At 72.0% G+C, this 15,268-nt stretch carries 10 protein-coding genes; 4 read left to right on the forward strand and 6 right to left on the reverse strand.

From position 1 onward, the window contains the following. Window positions 1-154: 154 nt before the first annotated feature. On the reverse strand, window positions 155-1,207 hold the full coding sequence (locus GLX30_RS01590) for a LacI family DNA-binding transcriptional regulator (RefSeq protein ID WP_159682622.1): 1,053 nt from the start codon (window positions 1,205-1,207) through the stop codon (window positions 155-157). A 273-nt stretch (window positions 1,208-1,480) separates the two neighbouring features. Between GLX30_RS01590 and GLX30_RS01595 the strand changes: the two genes are divergently transcribed. Both GLX30_RS01595 and GLX30_RS01600 read left to right on the forward strand, forming a co-directional pair. Then, window positions 1,481-4,108, forward strand: coding sequence for a SpoIIE family protein phosphatase (locus GLX30_RS01595; RefSeq protein WP_159682625.1), 2,628 nt, complete (start codon window positions 1,481-1,483; stop codon window positions 4,106-4,108). A gap of 214 nt (window positions 4,109-4,322) precedes the next feature. Beyond that, a complete protein-coding gene (locus GLX30_RS01600) occupies window positions 4,323-5,837 on the forward strand; it encodes a DUF6056 family protein (protein WP_159682628.1) in 1,515 nt (504 codons plus the stop codon). Here GLX30_RS01600 and GLX30_RS01605 read toward each other — a convergent pair. The 3 genes from GLX30_RS01605 to GLX30_RS01615 form a co-directional block, all read right to left on the reverse strand. After that, entirely contained in the window at window positions 5,812-6,789 is a 978-nt protein-coding gene (locus tag GLX30_RS01605) for a glycosyltransferase family 2 protein (protein WP_159682632.1), read from the reverse strand. The two genes, GLX30_RS01600 and GLX30_RS01605, sit on opposite strands and share 26 nt — an antisense overlap. A 196-nt stretch (window positions 6,790-6,985) precedes the next feature. Continuing rightward, on the reverse strand, window positions 6,986-7,942 hold the full coding sequence (locus GLX30_RS01610) for a lytic polysaccharide monooxygenase (protein ID WP_159682636.1): 957 nt from the start codon (window positions 7,940-7,942) through the stop codon (window positions 6,986-6,988). A 228-nt stretch (window positions 7,943-8,170) separates the two neighbouring features. Next, a complete protein-coding gene (locus GLX30_RS01615; protein WP_159682639.1) occupies window positions 8,171-9,199 on the reverse strand; it encodes an endonuclease/exonuclease/phosphatase family protein in 1,029 nt (342 codons plus the stop codon). 162 nt (window positions 9,200-9,361) lie between these two features. On the opposite strand from GLX30_RS01615, the gene dnaN reads away from it, so the two are divergent. Both dnaN and GLX30_RS01625 read left to right on the forward strand, forming a co-directional pair. Next, window positions 9,362-10,489: a DNA polymerase III subunit beta gene (gene dnaN, locus GLX30_RS01620; RefSeq protein ID WP_159682642.1), complete on the forward strand. Its 1,128-nt coding sequence runs from the start codon at window positions 9,362-9,364 to the stop codon at window positions 10,487-10,489. 104 nt (window positions 10,490-10,593) lie between these two features. After that, window positions 10,594-11,331, forward strand: coding sequence for a carbonic anhydrase (locus GLX30_RS01625; RefSeq protein ID WP_159682644.1), 738 nt, complete (start codon window positions 10,594-10,596; stop codon window positions 11,329-11,331). A gap of 176 nt (window positions 11,332-11,507) precedes the next feature. On the opposite strand, the gene GLX30_RS01630 is transcribed toward GLX30_RS01625, so the two are convergent. Beyond that, the gene (locus GLX30_RS01630; protein ID WP_244257952.1) at window positions 11,508-14,054 is read right to left on the reverse strand and encodes a glycoside hydrolase family 9 protein; all 2,547 of its coding nucleotides are present in this window, start codon (window positions 14,052-14,054) and stop codon (window positions 11,508-11,510) included. 322 nt (window positions 14,055-14,376) lie between these two features. After that, window positions 14,377-15,189: a class I SAM-dependent methyltransferase gene (locus tag GLX30_RS01635; protein WP_159682647.1), complete on the reverse strand. Its 813-nt coding sequence runs from the start codon at window positions 15,187-15,189 to the stop codon at window positions 14,377-14,379. Window positions 15,190-15,268 lie beyond the last annotated feature (79 nt).

Consider the following 15,268-nt stretch of genomic DNA (forward strand, 5'->3'; position numbering starts at 1 on the left):
TGGGGCCGAGGAACGGGACGGGAGGGGCCGTTGACTTCCGTCCCCTCATCCAATACACCGCACGCAGGCGACGGTTAACCGCTCACGGAGAGCGCTCCCGTGGTGGAACGCTCTCCGGCACCGAACAGCTTCGGGCCCCCGGCCCGGCCGTTGATCAGGCCGACTCCCGGATCACCAGGGACGGGTGGAAGACCACCGAGGGAAGGGGGTCGCCCGGTTCACGGATCTGCCGCAGCAGCAGCCTCGCCATCTCCGACGACATCTCCTCGACCGGCTGCCGTACCGTCGTCAGCGGCGGGTCGCACGCCTGCGCGGCGTTGCTGTCGTCGAAGCCGACCACGGCGACGTCCTCGGGCACGCGTCGGCCCTCGCGGGACAGCACCGGCAGGGCGCCCATGGCCATCAGGTCAGAGGCGACGAACACACCGTCCAGGTCGGGCCGCCGCGCCAGCAGCCGCTTCATGGCGGCGGCGCCGCCGACATGCGTGAAGTCGCCCTCCACCCACGCCAGATCGTCGATCCCGTGCCGGGCGAGCGCGCTGCGGAACGCCGCGAGCCGCTCCTGTCCGGCGGGCATGTCCTGCGGTCCGGTCACCGTGCCGATCCGGCTGCGGCCCAGCGACACCAGGTGTTCCGCGGCCAGTTCGGCGCCGGCCCGCTGGTCCACCTCGACGTAGGTCAGCCGGCCGCTGCGGCTGCTGCGTCCCGACAGCACGGCCGGCAGTCCGGTGCCGGTGATCAACTGCGGCAGCGGGTCGGATCCGTGCGAGGAGACCAGCACGACGCCGTCCACATGGCCCTGGCGCAGGTAGGACAGCAACTGCCCCCGCGACGTCTCGTCGTCGACCAGCATGAGCATCATCTGGACACCCGCCGGCCGCAGCACCTCCAGGAGTCCGCTCACCACGCGGCCGAAGTACGGGTCGGTGAACATTCGCCCGACGAACGGCGTCGCCCCGGACCGCTGCTCCTGCTCCGACACGACGAGAGCGATCGAGTCGGTCCTGCGGGTCACCAGGGACCGGGCGGCGCGGTTGGGGACGTAACGGGTCGCCTCTATCGCCTCCTCGACGATCCCACGCAGACCGGGGTCCACCGTCGGCGCCCCGTTGATCACCCGGGAGACGGTGGCCCGGGAGACGCCTGCCACCCTGGCCACGTCCTCGAGCGTCGCGGGGCGGGTGGGCACGGGGGCATCGGCAGTCATGGGTTCTTTATACCGGGGCCGGTGGGCGCGGCCGGACGATCCTGCCTGCTCTTGGGCTCCGCCCGCAGGGGCGGGCACGCCGGCACCTCGCGCCCGGGGCGCGGCCCCGCGCGGGGGGCGTCCATGCGGTCCCACGCGTCACCCCGTGCGCCGGCACCGCCGTGTCACGGGCGGCCCGCCGAGTCACCCGGCCGCCGTGCCCGTCAACGCGCTGACCAGGGGATACGTCGGCAGCCCGCCGCGTGTCGGAGCGGCGTGCGGCAGACTGACACCATGCGCAACCTCGATCCGCCGGGGGCACCGTCCCGGCGGTTTCCTCAGAAGCCGGAGAGTGTGTCGTCCGCCCGGCGGTTCGTGCGGGACGCGCTGGACGGCCTCGCGCCGGATGTCGTGGACACCGCTGTGCTTCTGGTCAGCGAGCTGGTGACCAACGCGGTGGTGCACGCGCGCACCGAGGTGGAGGTCTCCGCCCGGGCCCTCAACGGCAGGGTCTCCGTGCGGGTCAGTGATCACCGGCCGAGCCGCGGACTGGTGCCGCACGCATGCCCTCCTTACGCCGGTACGGGCCAGGGGCTGGCCCTGGTCGAACAACTGGCGTCACGCCATGGGTCCGACAGCGACGAAGAACGCAAGACGGTCTGGTTCGAGCTGTGGCCGGACGGCCCGCCGCCCCCGCCGGCGTCCGGATGGGAGGCTGCTGTGCCGCCCTCCTCCGAGGAGACGGTGACCTTGGTCGATGTGCCGGACGTCCTGTGCTCGGCGTCCCAGCAGCACCGGCACGCGCTCTTGCGGGAGCTGGCGCTCGCCGCGTCCGCCGGGGACCGGCTCGGCGTGCGGCCGGAGGACCTCGTCACCGCTCATGACATGAACAACGTGATCAGCGCCTGCGTGACGGCCGCGATGAAGAAGCAGCCTCCCGATGCGGACATCCGCTCGCTGCCCCTGTCGGTGCCGGAGGATGCCACGCCGGCGGTAATCACCTTGCGCCGGGTGCTCGACACGGCCGAAGAGGCAGCACGGGACGAGCGCCTGCTGACCCTGCCCGCTCTTCCGCGCGGTCGCGTCTTCCACGACTGGCTGTTCGACCAGATCATCGACCAGCTCGCCGACGAACGCCCGACGGCGTGGACGGTCGTGCCCCGCGAGCCGGGCGCCGGCTCCTCGGAACTGGTGCCGTGGGACGCCCGCCACGTCCAGGCCAGCAGGGTCCCGACCATCGCCGCCGACGAGGGCAACCGGATCATCGCGGCGAACGGACCGGCGGCGGACCTGCTCGGCTGGCACCCGGACGACCTGGTCGGGCGTCAGCTCACCACCCTCATCCCCGAGCACTTGCGAAAGCGCCACCTTTCGGCATTCAGCTCCCTGCTCCTCACCGGGCAGACACGCATCGTGGGCCGCTCCGTGCCGCTCCCCGCGAGGCACCGCGACGGCCACCTGGTCCCCGTCCGTCTGCTCATCCAGGCCCAGGAGACCGCCGACGGCCGCACCGTGTTCGTCGGCCAGCTGACCCCCAGGGCGCAGGCGCCCGTCCACCCGTCCCGCGGTCAGGGCGGCAGCCGGCGAGGGCCGGATCAGGAGCCCGTCCGACTGCCGCAGACCGCTCCGGACCAGGGCATGAGCAGTGCCGGGACGGGCATGTCGGCGCTGGAGCGGCTCTCCCTGCTGGCCGACACCGGGATCGCCCTGAGCAACACCCTGGATCTGGACGAGGGTCTGCACCGGGCCGCCCGGATCCTGACGCAACGCCTCGCCGACTGGTGCGTGGTGGACCTGTTCACCGAACACGCCCAGGTGGAGCGGGTCTGCGTGGTCCACGGCGATCCCCGGGCTCTGCATCCAGGGGCCTACGAGGGCGGACTGCCGCCGGTGACCGAGGCCGCCCGGGGGCCCCTGGCCCGGGCGCTGCGCGGCGCGGGACCGCTGCTGCTGACCGGCCCCCTGCCGTCGGCCCGGGACGAAAGTCCGCTGGACGCCCACTACGTGGAGCTGTTCGCGCAGCTCGGAGCGAACAGTGCCGTCGTGGCACCGCTACGGGCACGCAGAGAAGTCTTCGGGGCCCTGACCCTCGCCCGGGTCGGCGGGCGGCGGCCGTTCACCGCAGCGGATCTGTCGCTGGTGGACGACCTGGTCCGCGGACTCGCTCTGGGAGTCGACAACGCCCGCCTGTACCAGGAGACCAGGAGCATCGCCGAACGCCTTCAGCGCTCGTTGCTGCCTGTACTGCCGGACATCGAGCACCTTCAGCTGGCCGCGCGCTATGCCGCGTCCTCGACCACCGCACAGGTCGGTGGCGACTGGTACGACAGCTTCGTCGTCCCCAGCGGGGGCACCGCACTCGTCATCGGTGACGTCAGCGGACACAATCTCGACGCCGCCATCGCCATGAGCCAGTTGCGCAGCATGCTGCGCGGCATCGCCATCGACCGCCAGGAGCCCCCGGAAACGGTCCTGCGCCGCCTGGACATGGCGAACCACAGCCTGTACCGAGAGGCCACCGCGACCTGCATCTACGGCCTCGTCAAGGGCGCCGCGGCCGGCCCCTGGGAGCTGACCTACTCGTCGGCCGGGCACCTTCCACCGCTGCTGACCACCGCGGACGGCGACACCCGCTACCTGGAGGAAGGTGCCGGGCTGCTGCTCGGCATGGACCCCGACATGCCACGTGCCATGGGAAGGCACACGCTGCCGGCCCACTCGACCGTGCTGTTCTACACCGACGGGCTCATCGAACGCCGCGACGAGTCCCTCGACCGCGCCATGGTCCGGCTACGCCAGCACACCGCCGCGCTGGCACATGAGCCTCTCGACGTGTTCTGCGACGAACTCCTCATCGGGCTGGGCGCCGACAGCGCCGACGACATCGCCCTTCTCGCCGCGCGTCCTGTCCCGCCGTCCTGAAGGGCGGTCCCTGCCCCGGTGTGCGGACCGGGCGAGCGGGCCCGGCGAGCGGGCCGGGGTCCACCGCCGCCGCACGACGGAGCGGCTCCTCGGATCGTCCACCCCTGCGCGTCATCCGCGTCACGGCCGGCTGCCCCTGGATGCTGATGGAACGGCGCACCGGGAATTCGCCTCTTCGGTGCCGGATCAGTGTTTGCGGAAAGGCAGTGGTGTCATGGCCGTCGGCGCATCGGGCGTCACCGTCGCGAGTGCAGTGGACGACCACGGCGGGCCGGCGGGGCGGCAGGAGGGGCGGCGTGGTGGCCCGGCGGCGTGGTCGGGGCTCTGGCCGTTCGTCCTGGCGGGCCTGCCGCTCGGGCTGTTGGCGGTCGCGTCGTGGTTCGGACGTCACGTGCGGCCGAGCGCCGACGAATGGTGCTTCCTTCCGGTGGTACGGGACGACGGCATCTCCGGACTGATCGGCAAGTTCTGGTTCACCGACAACGGGCGGCTGGGCAACGGTCTGCTCGTCGGTCTGTACGCCGAGTTCCCGGTCGCGGGTCACCAGTGGTTCGGTTTCGTCAGCGGGCTCGTCATGCTGGTGCTGCTGTGGGCCCTGGTCGTGCAGGTGCTGCGCAGGGCCGGGCAGGAGGTGCCGCGCGGTGTGCCGCTGTTCGTGGCGACGATGGTCTGCGCCGTCTTCCTGTTCGCCACGACCAACACGTACAAGACGTTCTACTGGCCCGCCGCGTCCGTGTCGCACACGGTGGCGCCGGTGCTCGCGTGCGCTGCCGTGCTGCCGCTGCTCTGCTCACGCGGCCGCGCGGGCAGGATCGCGGCGGTGGTGTCGGCCGCGCTCGCCGGGGTGTTCATGGGGACGCTGTCGGAGGAGGCGTCGGTCGTCGCGCTGGTGGTGCTCGCCGGCGTGGTGCTCTTCGCGCACCGGATTCTCGCGCCGCCGGTGCGCCGCGTCGCCCGGGTCTGGTCGCTGGCCGGCGCGGCCGGTGTCGGGGTCGGCACCCTGCTGCTGTTCTTCTCCCCCGGCTCCCGCAACCGCCGTGAGCGCTACGGGGCCGAGAGCGCGTCGATGCTGTCCGCCGACTCGCTGCTGGGTTCGCTGCGCGGCTACGCGGAGATCCTCGGCACGGTGTTCGGTACCTGGCAGTATCTGGGCGCGGTGGCCGCCGGAGTGCTGCTGGGGCTGGTGGCGCGCGGCCGGCCCGGCCGTGACCCGGTGCTGCTGCCGAGGCCGCTGCTGGTGGTGGGGCTCGGCGCGGCGGCGTTCCTGGTCGCCGGCTGGCTGTGCACCGTCATCACCTATCCGGTCTTCGGGGAGCGGGTGGTGACCACCGAGCGGACATGGAACGACTACCTGCTGCTCCTCGTGGGGCTCCTCGTCGTGGCCGGGGCCTTCCTGGGGCGCGCGCTGCGCCCGTACGTACGTGGCCGCCGGTCCGTGGGGACCGTCGCGGCGGCGGCCGTCGTGTGCGCGGCCACGGTGCTGAGCCTCGTGGGCCCCTTGATGAATCTGGGCCACGACATGCGGGTGCGGGCGGAGCGGTGGGACCACCAGGACCGGCATCTGCGTGAGGGAGCGGCCCGGGGCGCGAAGGAACTCCCGTACTCACCCACGCCGGTGGCCAGGATGCTGGAGCCGTTCGGTCAGCAGGGGCGCAAGGTGTGGCCCGCGCAGTGCGTCGCCGACTACTACCGACTGGACAAGGTCACTTACTCAGAGCGGCTTCCCTGACGGATGCCCCGGGCTGTGCGGCGCCGGTCTCGTCGGTCTCCCGGACCACGTAGTGGGGCCGGCGCTTGGTTTCGTGGTAGATGCGGCCCACGTACTCGCCGATGATCCCGAGGGTGGCGAGCTGGATTCCGCCGAGACCCACTATGGCGGCGATCAGGGTCGCGTAGCCGGGGGTTTCGACGCCGTCCAGGACGACGTTGAGGATGATCCACACCGCGTAGGCGAGCGCGGACAGGAAGAGCCACAGCCCGGTGTGGATCGCCAGGCGCAGTGGGCGGGTGTTGAAGGACAGCAGCCCGTCGATGCCGTAGTTGAGCAGCCGCCGGCCGCCCCACTTGGAGCTTCCGGCGGCCCGCTGCACATTGGTGTAGGCGAAGCTGACGGTGTCGAAGCCGATCCAGGAGAAGAGTCCCTTGGAGAAGCGGTTGGACTCGGGCATGTTCAGCACGGCATCGACGGCCCTGCGGGACAGCAGCCGGAAGTCCCCTGCGCCGTCGACGACTTCGACGTCCATGAAGCGGCGGACGAGCCGGTAGTAGCGCTGGCTGAGGACCGTCCGCAGCGTGCCTTCGCCGGCGCGGTCCCGGCGGGCGACGACCTGGTCGTAGCCGTGGCGGTGGAGTTCCAGCATGCGGGGCAGCAGGTGGGGCGGGTGCTGAAGGTCGGCGTCCATGAGGACGACGGCCTCGCCGCGGGACATACGCAGTCCGGCGAGCATCGCGGACTCCTTGCCGAAGTTGCGGCTGAAGGAGGTGTAGCGGACGCGCGGGTCCGTTGCGGCGAGCCGCTTGAGGCTCGCACCGGTCCCGTCGTCGCTGCCGTCGTCGACGTAGCAGATCTCGAATTCCGTGCCGGTCGGCTCGAGTGCCGCGACGAGTTCCTGATGGAACAGGTCGATCACGTCGTCCTCGTTGAAGCACGGCACGACGACCGAAGTGTGGACCGTTGTCATGTCACTCCATGCAGCTGTGGTGCGGGCGGGCTGTGCTTCCCGGTGGGCCCGTTGCATGGAGGGAAGAGGGCCGGCGGGCCGCGGAGGTTGCTCTCATGATGGCTCCGGTGCCTGTTCGTCACCCGTAATTGAGCTGTCGGAGGGCGTGCCCCCGCCGGGAAGGCGGTCTCTCACGCGTCGCTTCGCCGACGGGCTGTCAGAGGCGGTTGCGTCGCCGCAGGACCACCGATCCGCAGACGGAGACGAGAGCGAGGGCGGCGGCTGCCGCGCCGAACAGGACCGTCGGACGGTCGCCGGAGGCGCTGCCGGCGGGCGCCGGGGCGGCCCGTCCGGAGGACGGTGCCGGAGCCGGGGCGCCGGCCTGCGGTTCACCTGGCGCCGGTTCACCGGGCGTCCCGGACGGGGCGGGCTCGGCGGGCGGTCCCGGCGTCGCCGTACCTGAGGTCCGGCCGGCCGGGTCGTAGGGCTGTTGAGCGGGCGGTGTTCCCGGCTGCGTCGCGGCCTGCCCGTCGTCCCCGGGTGTGAGGACCACGTCCGAGCACGAGTAGTACGTGTCAGGGGTGTCCGTGTTCCGCCACACCGTGTAGAGCACATGCCGGCCCGTGAGGTGGGCGGGCAGACGTCCGCTGATCCGGTAGGCGCCGTCCGTGAGCGCGGGATCGGAGTCCGTCGCGAAGGGGCGGGTGTCGAGATCGGCCCACCGCAGCGGCGCGGACGGATCGTACCCCTGCCGGGTCAGGTACAGCTCGAAGGTTCCCTCGTGCGGGATGCTGGAGCGGTAGGTGAGGGTGAACATGTCACCGGCCTTCAACGGGGTGGCGGGCCAGTCCGTGCGTGCGGTGTCCAGGCCGCGGTAGGCGTCGAGGCCCGCGCTGCACAACTGCCCGTCGGCTACGGCCTGCTGGTCCCTGCCCTCGACGCCCGGCAGCCGCAGGTCGTCCCACGCGCCGATCGCGGCTCCCCCGTTCGCGGCGACGGCGGCCCGGCACGCGCCCGACGCGCGCTGCGCCCCGTCGAGCCCGCAGACGGCGGCTCTGCTGACCGGATCGGTCGGCGTCCCGTGGGCCAGGGCGGTGCCGCCGGCGGCCAGCAACAGCGGTACGGCGCCGGTCAGTGCGGCGACGGCAACAGGGGTACGGCGACGTCCGGTCATCGGCTGCTGACCTCCTCGGGCTCGACGGCTGCCGTGGAGTACGGGCGGAGCGGCGCGGGCGTTCACCGCGGGGGCGAGCGTGCGGGCCGTCACGGAGCCGGGCACGCCGCCTGTGCGCCGTGGGCAGTCGTCGCGGAGCGCGCCGCCGACTGTGCGGTCACAGGGGCGGCCACCCGGAGGCAGACACGTGCGGACGCCGGGGGAGCGCCCGGCAGGCAGGCAGTGCGGTCACGGGGTGATCGTGGCGGCGATCGGCAGGTGGTCGCTGCCGGTGGCGGGCAGCGACCGGACGCGGGTCACCGCTGCCGACCGGGCCAGGATCTGGTCGATCCTGGCGACGGGGAAGGACGCCGGCCAGCTGAACGCGAAGCCCGGTCCCGCGACCCCCACATGTGCCAGAACCGGGTCGAGACCACGGTCGTCGACGGTGCCGTTGAGGTCGCCCAGCAGGATCACCCTGGCCTCCTTCTCCGCGGCGAGCGCGGCGCCCAGCAGCCGGGCGCTCTCGTAGCGCCACGCCGAGCTGAAGCCGTGCAGTCCCAGGCGTACCGAGGGCAGATGGGAGACGTGGACGGCGACGGGGCCGTGCGGGGTCACGGCCGTGGCGCGCAGGGCGCGGTTCCATCCCGGCCCGAAACCGCGCGGCTTGATGTCCACCGGCCGCACGTCCTCCAGCGGATGCGCCGACCACAGGCCCACGGTCCCCACGACCGCGTGGTACGGCAGGCGCCGCGCCAGCTCCTTCTCGTAGGCGGGCAGCGCGGCGGGCGTCACTTCCTCGAGGGCGACGAGGTCAGGGCGTACACGCAGGAGGGCACGTGCCGTGCCTGCCGGGTCGGCGTTCACGTCGCTGACGTTGTGCTGCACCGCCACGAGACCGGCCTGCTCCCCCGACGCGGGCGGCAGCAGGGGCGCGAAGAGGAACGACCATGTGGCGGCGGGCAGCAGCAGGGCGACGAGCGCGGTGACGGAACGGCGCAGCAACGCCGCGACCAGCAGCAGGGGAACGGCGAGACCCAGCCACGGGAGAAACGTCTCCAGCAGACTGCCGATCCTGCCGACGGTGTTGGGCACGGCGGAGTGGAAAGCGAGCAGGCAGGCGACGAGTACGGAGAAGGCGGCGAGGACGCGGCCCCGGCGGAAGCGCGAGTTCCCGCGGTGGTCCGTTCCCCAACTCCCCCTGCCCGGCAGCCGGATGCCGAGCCGCTGCGCGAAGGGTCTGGGCACCGCCGTACGGTGCTCGTCCGCGTCGCTCATGCCATCGCTCCGTTTCCCCGTCGGACCGACGATCTTGCCAGCTTCCCGGTCGGGCGTTGGACGTCAGTCAGTGGCAGAGCCACGACCACCGGAACCCGAGGATCAGCATCAATGTCAGTGGCGGCCGATAGCGTCCCTCGCCACCGAGGAAAGAGGGCTGTTGTGGAGTTCCGGATGGAGTGCGGGGCACTGACGGACGCGGTCGCGTGGGCGGCGCGTGTACTGCCGGCGCGGTCCCCCGTGCCGGTGCTGGGCGGGTTGCTGCTCGAGGCACGCGCCGGCGGTCTGCTGCGCGTCTCGGGGCTGGACCACGAGGCCTCGGCGCTGATCGAGGTCGAGGCGGACGTCGAGCAGCCCGGACAGGTGCTGGTCATGGGCCGCAGATTGCTGGACATCTGCCGGGTCCTGCCGGGCGGCACGGTTCGGTGCGCCGTCGACGGCGGTCGTTTCGCCGTGAGCAGCGCCGGCGCCCGCTTCGGCATGTCGTTGCTGCCGTGCGAGGAACGTCCGGCCCTGCCCGCGCTGCCCGAATTCTGCGGTGCGGTGGACGCGGAGGTGTTCTCCGCCGCCGTGGCGCATGTGGCGGTGGCTGCCGGGCGCGACGAATCGCTGCCCGTGCTGACCGGCATCCGTCTGAGCGTGGACGGGGAGACGATGACGCTCGCGGCGACGGACAGATACCGGTACGCGGTGCGCACGCTCGGCTGGAAGCCGGTGTCGCCGCAGGCGTCGGCCGATGTCGTGGTGCCTGCGCGGCGGCTCTCCGACATCGCCCGGTCGCTGGACCGGTCGGGCACGGTCCGTATCGCGCTGGGCGGCGGCACGATCGGCTTCGACAACGCGGGGATGCGGCTCAGCACCCGGCTCCTCGACGGCCGGCTGCCGCGGCACGACAAGCTTTTCGCCCTGCCGGAAGGTGCCGTGGCGCTCACTGCCAGGGCGCCGCTGCTCGAGGCGGTGAAGCGGGTGTCGGTGGTCGCGGAGGGGGGCAGCCCGCTGCAGATGTCGTTCGCCGCGGACTCGGTCCGCCTCCACGCCGGCCACGAGGACGATGTCGCCTCCCAGCAGCTGCCCGCCGCCCTGGAGGGCCCCCCGGAGATGACGGTGGCGTTCAACCCGTCGTATCTCGTGGACGCCTTGTCGTCGTTCGGCACGGACCATGTGCGGTTCGACTTGCTGGGGCCTGGACAGCGGGCTCTGCTCAGCGGTGCGCCGGACGCCGGCACGCGGTCGGCCGGTGATGTCGGACAGCCCACCCATCGGCATCTGCTGATGTCGGTGAAGTCGTAGGCTTGACGCCCTGTCGCCGTTACGCAGGGCATGGACTGATCAAGCATGCGCAAAGAAAACACATGACCGAAGGCGCCGGCTGCCGAGGGATCTACGTTCGCTCCGTGAAGCAGACACCGCGAACGAACTCATCCGTCGGCGGAAGCCGTCGTACCCTGCTGCGCGCCGCCGTCGCGGGCGGGGCCTCCGGCGCTCTCCTACTGGGGGGCACGCCGGCATCGGCGTCCCCCGGACCGGCGACGGCCCGCCGCCCCCGGCCGGAGACCCCCGCGCGGGCCCTGCGTGAGCTGGCGGCGGGCAACCGCCGCTGGCGGACCTTCCGGCAGCAGCATCCGCACGAGACCTCGGCCGTGCGCGAGGAGCTGATATCCGGTCAGGCGCCCTTTGCCGTGGTCCTCGGCTGCATCGACTCGCGGGTGCCGCCGGAACTGGTCCTGGACCAGGGCCTCGGCGACCTGATGACCGTGCGGTCCGCCGGTGAGGTGCTCGACGAGGCGGTCCTCGGCAGCGTCGCGTACGGGGTCCTGGAGCTGGACATACCGCTCGTCATGGTGCTCGGCCACCAGTCCTGCGGCGCGGTGACCGCGGCGGTGCACGCGGAGGAGACCGGCGAGGAACTCCCCGCTCACATCCAGTACATCGCCGATCGGATACGGCCGGCCATAGACCACTCACAGCAGGGCGCGGCACGCGTCGACTCCACGATCACCCGCAACGTCCGGATGGTCACGCGCCTCCTGGCCCAGGAGCCCGACCTCGCGGCGAGGATCGCCACCGGGAAGCTCGAGGTCGTCGGCGCCCGCTACGAACTGACCTCACAGCTGGTGCACACCGTCGCCTGAGATCTCTTCCTAGCCGGGCGGGGGCGCCGACGACGCTGCCGGCGCCCCGAGGGCAGGGCACCCCCCTCCTGTGCGGGTCCTCGATCCGCGGCACGTCGGCACGGTCGGGGACCCGCGTCCGGTCGGGAGGACTGCGTCAGCTCCCCGCGGGGCGACGCGTCCGGGTGACCGCGGCCCTACCTGGCCGGCGTCACCCCGCAGGGCGTGCCGTCCAGCCTGAAGACGCGTGGGTCGTGCACCTGTCCGCTCGACCTGCCGTTGAAGCCGAACCGCACGGTCCCACCAGGAGCCAGGCTGGAATTCCAGCTCAGCGACGTGGCCACGACGTGCGGGCCGGTCTGGGCAACGGTGGCGCCCCACGGGTCGGTCACGCGCTGCGTGTCGGAGTACGTCCACGTCAGCTGCCAGGGGCTGACCGTCCGGGTGCCGGTGTTCTTCACCACGGCCTGGGTGGTGAAGCCGCCGTCCCACCGGGTCGAGGTGTAGGTGACCTCACAGGCCTGCGTGCGGTCGCCGCCGCCGAGGTCGTCCACGTAGGACGCCACCCATGCGAGCGGGGCGTTCCAGTTGACGGTGATCTCGTTCGTCGACCACGACTCGAGGTGGTCGATGTAGCACATCGCAGGCGCGCAACCCTTCAGCTTGCTCTGCGCGACGGGGTCCTGGATGGCGTCGTTGGGGCCGCCGGCCAGCGAACCCGGTGCCGGGTTCGGCAGGGACGGGTCGAGCTGGTCGGCCCAGAAGCGGTGGTGCTGGTTGTGCGAGGCCCGCTCGCCGTATCCGGTGACGTACGACTGGTTGAGCGGATTGCGGCCGAGCAGGTAGTCGAGCCCGCGCAGCACGCCGTCGCGGTACACGGCCTTGCCGGTCAGGTCGTGGGCCGTGCCCAGGACCACCATGTTGTTGGCGACCTGGCTGTTCGAACCCCACACGTAGTGGCCGTCGGAAGGTGCGTAGGGCAGACCGTACGCGGCCTCCGCCGAGTCGGCCGCGTATCCGTCGGCCGCATGCGTCACCATGGAGCGTACCGACCGGAGCTGATCAGCTGTCAATTTGCTCGGCACGGTCGCCAGGTCCAGCGCTCCCAGGCCCGCCACCGAGCCCCACGACATGCCCCCGCGCGGGAAGACCATGTCGGTGTCGCCGTGCAGCGGTGAGCGCAGCACCTCCTGGCGGTAGGCGTCCTGCCCGGTGGTGAGGAACAGTTCGGCGGCCGCCCAGTAGAACTCGTCCCGCACGTCGTTGTCGGGGTACGCGCCGCCGCCGGTCCCGTCGTCGGGGTCGGCCAGGATGTCCGGGTGGGCCCTGGCCGCGTTCCACGCGGTGACCGCCGCCGTACGGCACCTGGCCGCGAAGCCGGCGTCGTACGGCGCGAAGAGGCGGGCGCACTGCGCTGCGGTGGCGGCCACGTTGAGGGTCGCCGCGGTGGTCGGCGGATGCAGCTCGCGGGGCTGCGGGTCCTGGTCGGGGCGGGTCGGCAGACCGGTCCATGCCTTGTCGTGGAGCTTGTGGTGGGCCATGCCGGCCAGCGGCTCGCCCTCCGGCACCATCATCCGCATCAGGAAGTCCATCTCCCAGCGGACCTCGTCGAGGATGTCGGGAGTGGCGTTGCCGTGTTCCGGCAGCCGCAGCTTGCCGTCCCCGAGCGGGGTGGCGTCGGCGTGCTCCTCCGTCAGCGTCCGCTCGAAGGTGGACATCAGCTGGGCCACGGAGATGCCGCCGTTGACGACGTACTTGCCGTGGTCACCGGCGTCGTACCAGCCGCCCGCCGCATCCAGGCGGTAGTCGCACACGTCCGGCTGGCAGGGCACGTCGTCGTCGCCCTGGTTGGGGCTCACGCCGACGTGCCCTGCGGGGCGTGCGTACTCCTCGCCGACGATGTCCGCGTCGATCTCGATGCCGCTGCGGTTGTGGTAGAAGTACGCGAGCGCGTCGGTGCGCAGCGAGTCGTAGAGGTCGTCACCGATCGCGAACGGCTCGCTCTTCTCTTCCTCGATCGTGACGGTGTAGCCGTCCCCGGCGGTGGTCACGGTGCTGAAGTCGAAGGTGTGGACGTGTCGGCGCGAGGTGGGGTCCACACCTGCCGGGGTGGTGGTGCCACCGGCCCGCCGTGTCCCGTCGGCGGCGTTGACCGTCCACGTCAGCGGCTCGGTGGCCTCGGTGACGAAGGTGCCGCTCTTCGGGCCGTTCGTGAGGTAGCCGACCTGGTTGACGCGGACGGGTGAACCGGTGTCCGGCTCGTACGGGGGCGGTGCGGTGCCCCCGCGCAGGGAGACGTCTTCGATGCAGAAGGTGAATGCCTTGTCGCTGCCGCCGACTTGGAAGACGAGCTGTGCGGCATCGTGATCGGCCGCCGCCGTGAAGGTGTGGCTGACGCGTTCGGCGCTCTCCCCCACCTGCTGTGTCGCGGCGAGCTCCGTGGTCCAGGGGTCGACGCTCATCTGCACGTTGGTACGGATGGTGACGGGCACCGTCGACGTCGCCGAGTAGCTGAGCGTGTATCCCTCACCGGCCGCGATGGCGAGCCCGTTCTGTCCGATGATGGCGTCCCACGGGTTGGCCGTGCCGGCGGGGACATCGGCGCACAGGCGCCCGTCCACGACGGCTCCGGGGCTGTTGTCGGTCCACCACCAGGGTGCGGTGCCGCCGGAGAAGTCGCCGTTGACGATGAGCTCCGGTCCTTCGTCGGCCGGCTCGGCGGCGGTGGCGGGTGTGACGACCACCGCCCCGGCGAGCAGGCCGGCGAGGGCGGCGACGTTCAGCGCTAAGCGTCTGCGCGCGCCTGGGCGGCGGGGTCTACGGGCCGGATGGGCCGGATGGGGAACAGGGGCTGAAGATGAGACACGCCAAGGTCCTCTTGAAGAGTAGGAAGGGTGCGCGGTGTCCTGCGGCACGGGAGCGCACGCAGGGGTGTGGGAGCGCTCCCAATGTCAGGGGTGAGCGACGTGACGTCAAGATGTCGCGGCTTCGATCTCGTTCGGCGCAGCGCTTGTTCACCGGACGCGGCGGCATCTCGTGGTCGCCGATGGAGCCTTCCGGCGCCTGTCACACACCCCGCGGTCTACGGGCGACGACCAGACGGGCGCGGGGGCTGCCGTCCGGGAGCCGACCCAGGTCCGTCAACGGAAGCAGTTCTACGGTGAATCCGGCGCGGCCGAGGTCCGCGAGCACGGCGGAGAGCGGGAAGGTGCGGTAGTACATGACGAACCGGGGCCGCCACAGGGCGTTGCGGATCCGCATCGCAGCATCGAATCCGAGCAGCGTCCAGTAGAGCAGCGAGTTCGGCCCGGGCGGCGCCATGACCGGAAACGCGAAGCAGCCTCCGGGCCGGAGGGCGGCGTGCGCCTGGGCGAACAGCAGCGGGCGCTCTCCGGGCAGGAAGTGACCGAACGCGCCGAAGCTCACGGCCAGATCGAAGGCGGAGGCGAACGGCAGCGCCCGCGCGTCGGCCCGTACCCAGGAGACGGCCGGCCCGTCCTGGCCGATGCCCTCGGGGTCGGCGGGCCCGGCGGCCGGGGCCGGGTCGGGTGACGCGGACGGGGCGGGCTTCCCTGCGGTCACGGCGGACCGGGAGGCCGCGGCGGCGAGCATTCCCGCGCTGAAGTCGACGCCCACGGCACGCTCCCGGCACACCTGCCGGAGCACATCCACGCCCGCGCCGGTCCCGCAGCAGATGTCGAGGCCCGCGGCGAAGGGGCCGAGCGGGCGCAGGGCGGCGGCCACGGCCTCCAGCACCCGGCCCGAGGTGCGGAACGGCGTGCGGTCGAACTTGGGGGCGAGCAGGTCGTAGCCGTGCTCGATGGAGGAGAGTGCCTGGACGGCGAGCTCGCGGAGCGTAGGGCCCTGTTCGGTGAACATCGCGGATCAGCGTAGCGCCTGGCATGCCGTCAGGAGTCCCACGCTCCCCTCGGTCACGACCAGCACCGCCGCCTTTCGT

It is taken from the genome of Streptomyces sp. Tu 2975, from assembly GCF_009832925.1.
Lineage (GTDB): Bacteria > Actinomycetota > Actinomycetes > Streptomycetales > Streptomycetaceae > Streptomyces.